Origin of the sequence: Cryomorpha ignava (assembly GCF_010686655.1) — a bacterium.
In the GTDB taxonomy this organism is placed as follows: domain Bacteria; phylum Bacteroidota; class Bacteroidia; order Flavobacteriales_D; family Cryomorphaceae; genus Cryomorpha; species Cryomorpha ignava.
In genome coordinates this window covers 1-5,605 of sequence record NZ_JAAGVY010000086.1, presented here as the reverse complement: position 1 = coordinate 5,605, position 5,605 = coordinate 1, and the positions used below count along the sequence as shown (strand labels likewise).

6 protein-coding genes are annotated in these 5,605 nt (G+C 38.3%); 4 read left to right on the top strand and 2 right to left on the bottom strand.

Features of this window, described 5'->3' with window-relative positions; all coding sequences use genetic code 11:
* Positions 1-322: 322 nt before the first annotated feature.
* Positions 323-754: a hypothetical protein gene (locus G3O08_RS20235; RefSeq protein ID WP_163287267.1), complete on the bottom strand. Its 432-nt coding sequence runs from the start codon at positions 752-754 to the stop codon at positions 323-325.
* A 103-nt stretch (positions 755-857) separates the two neighbouring features.
* On the opposite strand from G3O08_RS20235, the gene G3O08_RS20230 reads away from it, so the two are divergent.
* The 3 genes from G3O08_RS20230 to G3O08_RS20220 all read left to right on the top strand — a co-directional run bounded on the left by G3O08_RS20230 (position 858) and on the right by G3O08_RS20220 (position 3,707).
* A complete protein-coding gene (locus G3O08_RS20230; RefSeq protein WP_163287266.1) occupies positions 858-1,697 on the top strand; it encodes an RnfABCDGE type electron transport complex subunit D in 840 nt (279 codons plus the stop codon).
* Positions 1,687-3,162 carry a DUF2330 domain-containing protein gene (locus tag G3O08_RS20225; RefSeq protein ID WP_163287265.1) on the top strand — a complete coding sequence of 492 codons (1,476 nt, stop codon included), beginning with the start codon at positions 1,687-1,689 and terminating at the stop codon, positions 3,160-3,162. Before G3O08_RS20230 ends, G3O08_RS20225 begins: the two co-directional genes overlap by 11 nt.
* 158 nt (positions 3,163-3,320) lie before the next feature.
* Positions 3,321-3,707 (top strand): T9SS type B sorting domain-containing protein, encoded by a 387-nt coding sequence (locus G3O08_RS20220; protein ID WP_163287264.1) that lies wholly within the window; start codon positions 3,321-3,323, stop codon positions 3,705-3,707.
* A gap of 4 nt (positions 3,708-3,711) precedes the next feature.
* Here the strand turns inward: G3O08_RS20220 and G3O08_RS20215 are convergent, their stop codons facing one another.
* Entirely contained in the window at positions 3,712-4,386 is a 675-nt protein-coding gene (locus G3O08_RS20215) for a hypothetical protein (RefSeq protein WP_163287263.1), read from the bottom strand.
* Positions 4,387-4,560: 174 nt separating this feature from the next.
* Between G3O08_RS20215 and G3O08_RS20210 the strand changes: the two genes are divergently transcribed.
* On the top strand, positions 4,561-5,232 hold the full coding sequence (locus tag G3O08_RS20210) for a DUF2461 domain-containing protein (RefSeq protein WP_163287262.1): 672 nt from the start codon (positions 4,561-4,563) through the stop codon (positions 5,230-5,232).
* Positions 5,233-5,605 lie beyond the last annotated feature (373 nt).

Here is a 5,605-nt window from a genome sequence, read left to right as displayed (position 1 = left end):
AATAAAAAAACATGGCCGCAAAGCAAAAAGTATCTTCAAGCATGGATTAGACCATTTAGCAAGCTGTTTGTTAAATCCTAAGAATCAGAACAATATGGATATATATCAATTTTTGTCATGTACTTAGGAATAATTTAATAAACTGACACAAAGACTATCAAGGTCGCAGAAATTCAGAATACACTGGGAAAAGGAATTTTTGGTTACCCTAATAAATAGAAATTAAACTACTGCCAATTGCTACCTGGATCTCCCGCAGATTACGTCCACAGGGATTAAGGCTGCAGCAAAAATCGCCGACAATTAAAATAATTGTTTATAATTATTCTTGTGGTATCTCCTCTTCATCAATGCATTGCGCAATTTTCACAACCTGAATTTCCTCGAGAACGAAATTAAAATCTGAATTTTTTAACTGCTCCTCCGTAAACTTTTCAGGAATAAAATAGATTCCGTTTAGTTTCCCTACGCTTGATTTTAACCCATCGAGACATACGTCTTCAATACGTCCGCTTTCGCGCAAAAGCCCCTCGTAGTAGAGCAAAATATCAAAGCTGTACGAAACAGGATAATTATTGGTGTTTTCAAAAGCTAAAAGCAATGCGGGCTTTTTCGTTCCATCGGCGTCGCGCGCCTTTCCCCATTTTGTAGAGACATCTAGCCCTTCAATTTTTTGATAGGCTGTGTATCCAATTTGGCTGCAGCCATTAATTCCGGCAGTAATTGTTATTAAAAAGAGAATCAAATGTTTCATAAAAATGGGATTTGCTGTGCTACAAACTTCGCTAAAAGAAATTTGATTTAAGCATGAATGAACCAAATTAATGTGAAGGTGTACAGGATGAAAAAAAAATACAATGGCCAATTCCATTTCAAAGCAATTGCAATTCTGGGCTGATCCACGCTGGCTGCAAATTTTTCTCCTTTCCAATTTTCTAATTTACGGATGGATTTTTCTCGGCTGGTACGGCGAATTAAGCATTTACCTTACGGCAATTACCTCGTGCCTTTCCACCCAATACTTCTTCGCTTATCGACTCAAACTGCCAAATGGTTCGTGGAAAAGCTCTTTAATCAGCGCGTTGGGACTTTGCCTTTTGCTTAAAGTGAATGGCTGGGAATGGATGGCGTTGGCAGGATTTCTTACAATCAGCTCCAAATTTTTACTGCGCACCACATCAAAACATATTTTCAATCCCACTAATTTTGGGATTATCGCTTTAATGCTCCTCGGGCAGGGGTGGATATCGCCGGGGCAATGGGGAAGCGGCGAAATTATTGCTTCTTTAATTACCCTTGGAGCTGCAATTGTGCTTTTCGGTGTAAATAGATGGGATGTTGCACTTACTTTCCTGATTTCATTATTCTTATTCGAATCAATTAGAAATATCGGCTGGCTGGGCTGGAGCTGGGATGTCGTTTTTCACAAATTCAATTCTGGAACCATTTTGCTCTTCGCCTTTTTCATGATTACCGATCCGCGTACATCTCCAAACAAGCGCAGCGGTAGAATCTTATGGGGCATAATGATCTCAGTACTCTCTTTTGGCTTATCGCAATTCTTTTATTTCTATCAAGCGCCTCTTATTGCACTTTTCCTGGTATCGTTATCTACACCTTTAATCGACAAATACTTTAAATCAAATCCATTTCAATGGAATATTCATTCACTTAATACAAACACTTATGAAAAATAACATCAAATTTTCAGCTATTTTATTGATAGCACTATTCTTAAGCACTGATATTTATGCATTCTGCGGTTTTTACGTTTCCAAAGCACCGGCAACACTTTTTAACCATAAGTCTGAAGTTATACTGGTCCGCGACGGCAATCGATCTATCATTACCATGAGCAATGATTTTCAAGGTGATGTAAAAGATTTTGCCATGGTAATTCCCGTGCCGACTGTACTCCGCGAAGATCAGATAAAGATTTCTAATCGCGGCGTTTTCGATAGACTCGATGCCTACTCGGCACCACGACTCGTAGAGTATTATGATGAAAATCCATGTCAGCCCATTTTTGCTAATGAGTACGCTCCGTCATCTACAATGCAAATGAAGAGAATGAAGTCTGAATCGGACAAAGACGCAGAAGCAAAAGAAGATTATCAGGTAACTATAGAAGCCAAATATACAATAGGTGAGTACGATATTATGCTTTTAAGTGCTGAACAATCTGATGGGCTTGAGCGCTGGCTAACAGACAATGATTATAAAATTCCCGCTTCCGCGAGAGAGGTTTTGGAGCCTTACATTAAAAGCAATACAAAGTTTTTTGTGGTAAAAGTTAATCTGGAAAAGCATAAAGAAAGTGGCTTTAACTATTTAAATCCTATTCAGATATCTTTTGAATCGGGAAAGTTTATGCTCCCAATTAGGCTGGGAATGGCCAATGCCGTTGAGGCGCAGGATTTGATTATTTATGCATTTTCGAAAAGTGGGAGAGTAGAGCCTGTAAATTACCGCACCGTAAAAATTCCTTCTGATAGAAATGTGCCTTTATTTGTTGAAAGATATTTTGGTGAATTCTATACTGATTTGTTTAACAGAGCCTATTACCGGGAGGGAATGAATGCTGTTTTTCTGGAATATGCATGGAATGTAAGCCCGATGAACGGCATAAAATGCGATCCATGCGTTTCGCCACCTCCTGTTTTTAGTGACTTTGCCGAAGCCGGTGTTGACTGGGTGTCGGGAATGAACAGCTCAAGTGAAGTTTTCTTTACGCGGATGCATGTTCGTTATACACGCGAAAAATTTCCGCAGGATTTGTTTTTTCAAGTTACTCCAAACAGGGAGAGCTATCAGGCTAGGTATATTATGCATCATCCTGCCCAAGGCGACTTATCGTGCTCTGAAGGACGAAACTACCGGGCCGACCTGGAGAGCAGAAGAAGAGTAGAAGTAGCCGAATTGGCGACTCTTGCCGGATGGACAAATCTAAACTACGGGGATTATATCACAGAATTTAGCGTAAGAAATACCCGTGATAAATATGCCCCGAATAGAAATGAGCTTATTCCATTATTACCATCTCCCGCTGATTCGGGAAACCAAAACATCGGAAAGTACTTTCTAATCATTTTTGGATTAATTGGTTTGCTAGTACTTTGGACAGTAAGAAGGAGTTCGCTTAAAGAAAATGCGCTTACTTAAAACATTTGTGCAACGTTTCTGTTTTTATTTCGTCAAAAGGTTGGATCTAATCAATTCAACCTTTTTCTATAACCCTATTTTGAAATCATTTTTTGTTTAAACAGTGATTTTCATTGTTATGACAAATTTTTTATCTATTTTTCAACTGATTTAAGGTTATGAGAAAACTTAATATACTACTACTTGCATTTGCTGTCATTTTTGTCGGAGCCAATGCTCTTGCACAAAAATCAACCGGCGAGCAGCCTGATAAATTGCTCAACGTATTTGTACCCAATGCTTTCACGCCAAATATGGATGGCTTAAATGATGTTTTTAAGCCTGTAATAAGCGGTGGTGCAATAGATTTCTACGAGATTGTGATTTTAGACCGCACCGGAAAAGAGGTGTTTTCATCCTCAAATCCCAAAGAAGTTTGGAACGGAACTTTTAGAGGCTCCGATTACTTATCTTCTCCAACCTTGTTTGTTTATTTCCTAAAAGTAAAGTCGGTTGAGAGTCTTGAATATCAAGTATTCAAGGGCCATGTAGTAATGGTTAGATAAGTCGTTATGTCTTCATCAACTTTCGCACATTGAGCTTTTTCTCCAGTTTCTGGGTCGTATCATTTACCTTCCCGTCTTCTAAACTCACTTTTCCAATAGCGCCAGCTACTATATAGCTTTGCTTTTTAAGCTTAGAATCTCTGCAACCTATTGAAAGTATAGCTTCCTGCATGGCTTGCTTTACAGTATCGGGCTCTTCATGAAAGCGAGCTGCAATTTCCCGCAGTTGTCTTGCATAAAATTCATCTGAAAGGTTGTTTTTCTGACGAGCCACTTCGGCGAGCGTAAAATAAGCGTAGCACTTATAATCGCCTATTTCACAATTTGTCCATTCATCAATAAAATGAACCGCGTGAGGAGACTTTGCCATAACATGGTGACAGAATTTCTCTGCAAAAGGGGAGAGGTACAACTGTTTTACGCGGTTATTGAGCTCATCGAGTGAGTAGCTCTTTCCATCGTCAATGTAGGTGGCAAGTACCTTCAAGTCATGATTCGTGCTGGCGTACAGTTCGTCTGCCAGGCAAGGGTCATTCTTTATGTTTTTGGCGACATTTTGAACACGTGAAAAGTTCAGTCCAAATGTTTCTTCACCACAGGTGTCTAAAATTGACCACCCGTTTTTCACTCCTTCTTTACTCTCTGATTTCAGTTTAGAAACAACTTCATCAACAGTCATAGAATAGTCTAAATTGGTTTATTTAATCGAAGTTACTATAAACTTACCGAGTAAAAAAAGGATTGCCCAAAGGTTCAATTGATTTAAATAAGTTTAAAAATGGCATATTCCAGTTAACTTTCTGATTTTTGTGGTGTTAGTCTATCGAAATAAAATAAACATTTAGTTATCAACATGGCATACTTTAAATCTGACTTCAATACTTTCTTTAAAGAACTGGCAGCGAATAATAATAAAGACTGGTTTGATGAAAATCGGGAACGCTATCACCAGAATATCAAAAAGCCTTTTGAAGATTTCGTTGCAGCTTTAATGGCAGAATTGCAAAAGGAAGATCCGGCACTGACTGGCGATCCCAAAAAAGCGATTTTCAGAATAAACCGGGATATTCGATTTGCAAAAGACAAAGCACCATATAAACTTAATAGAGCCGCTGCGATATCTCCTTATGGAAGAAAGGATGGCGCTCGACCAGGATTGTACATACAGCTCGGTCCTGAAAATGTGCGCATCGCCGGTGGTGTTTACAGTCCAAATAAGGAAGAGCTTATGGCTGTACGTGAAGCTATAATGAACAACCCCAGAGAATTTGAAAAGGCTATAAACGACGAAAATTTCCTTGAAACTTTTGGTGAAATAGAAGGCGAAGAAAACAAAAGGCTTCCGACAAAAGAATTGATGGAAGCTGCAAAAAAGCAACCTATGCTGTTGAAAAAGCAGTTTTTTTACTCCGCAGTATTCCCGCCGGAGATTGTGACCGATGATTTGCTCATAGATTTAATTGTTGAGAAACACCGCGATGCCAAACCTGTAAGAGATTTTTTTGAGAAGGCTTTGAATGGGTAGAAGATTGAATTGAGATCCTACAAAATGATATCTCTAATATTTAGTCAAACACAAATTTGATTCTTAATTTCGCATATCATTCGCATTGAATACCAAATCCTTGCAGTTTAGCTACGCCTAAATCAGTAGCGAAAGGAAGTATGGCGAAAATGAAATCGGCGGAAAAGTAAAGTTTTGAGTCTGAATCAAATAATTGTAGTGATTGAATTAATTTATTTCATATTAAACTAACTTTGAAGCAGCAATTTTAGTACATGACAAAAATATAACCCGCTGATAATCAGCAAATTAAATGTTAAAAAATTAGTATAAAGCATTGGTAATCAGTATCTTAGAAGGATAATCTCAAACATCTTTCAAGAACATGAAAACC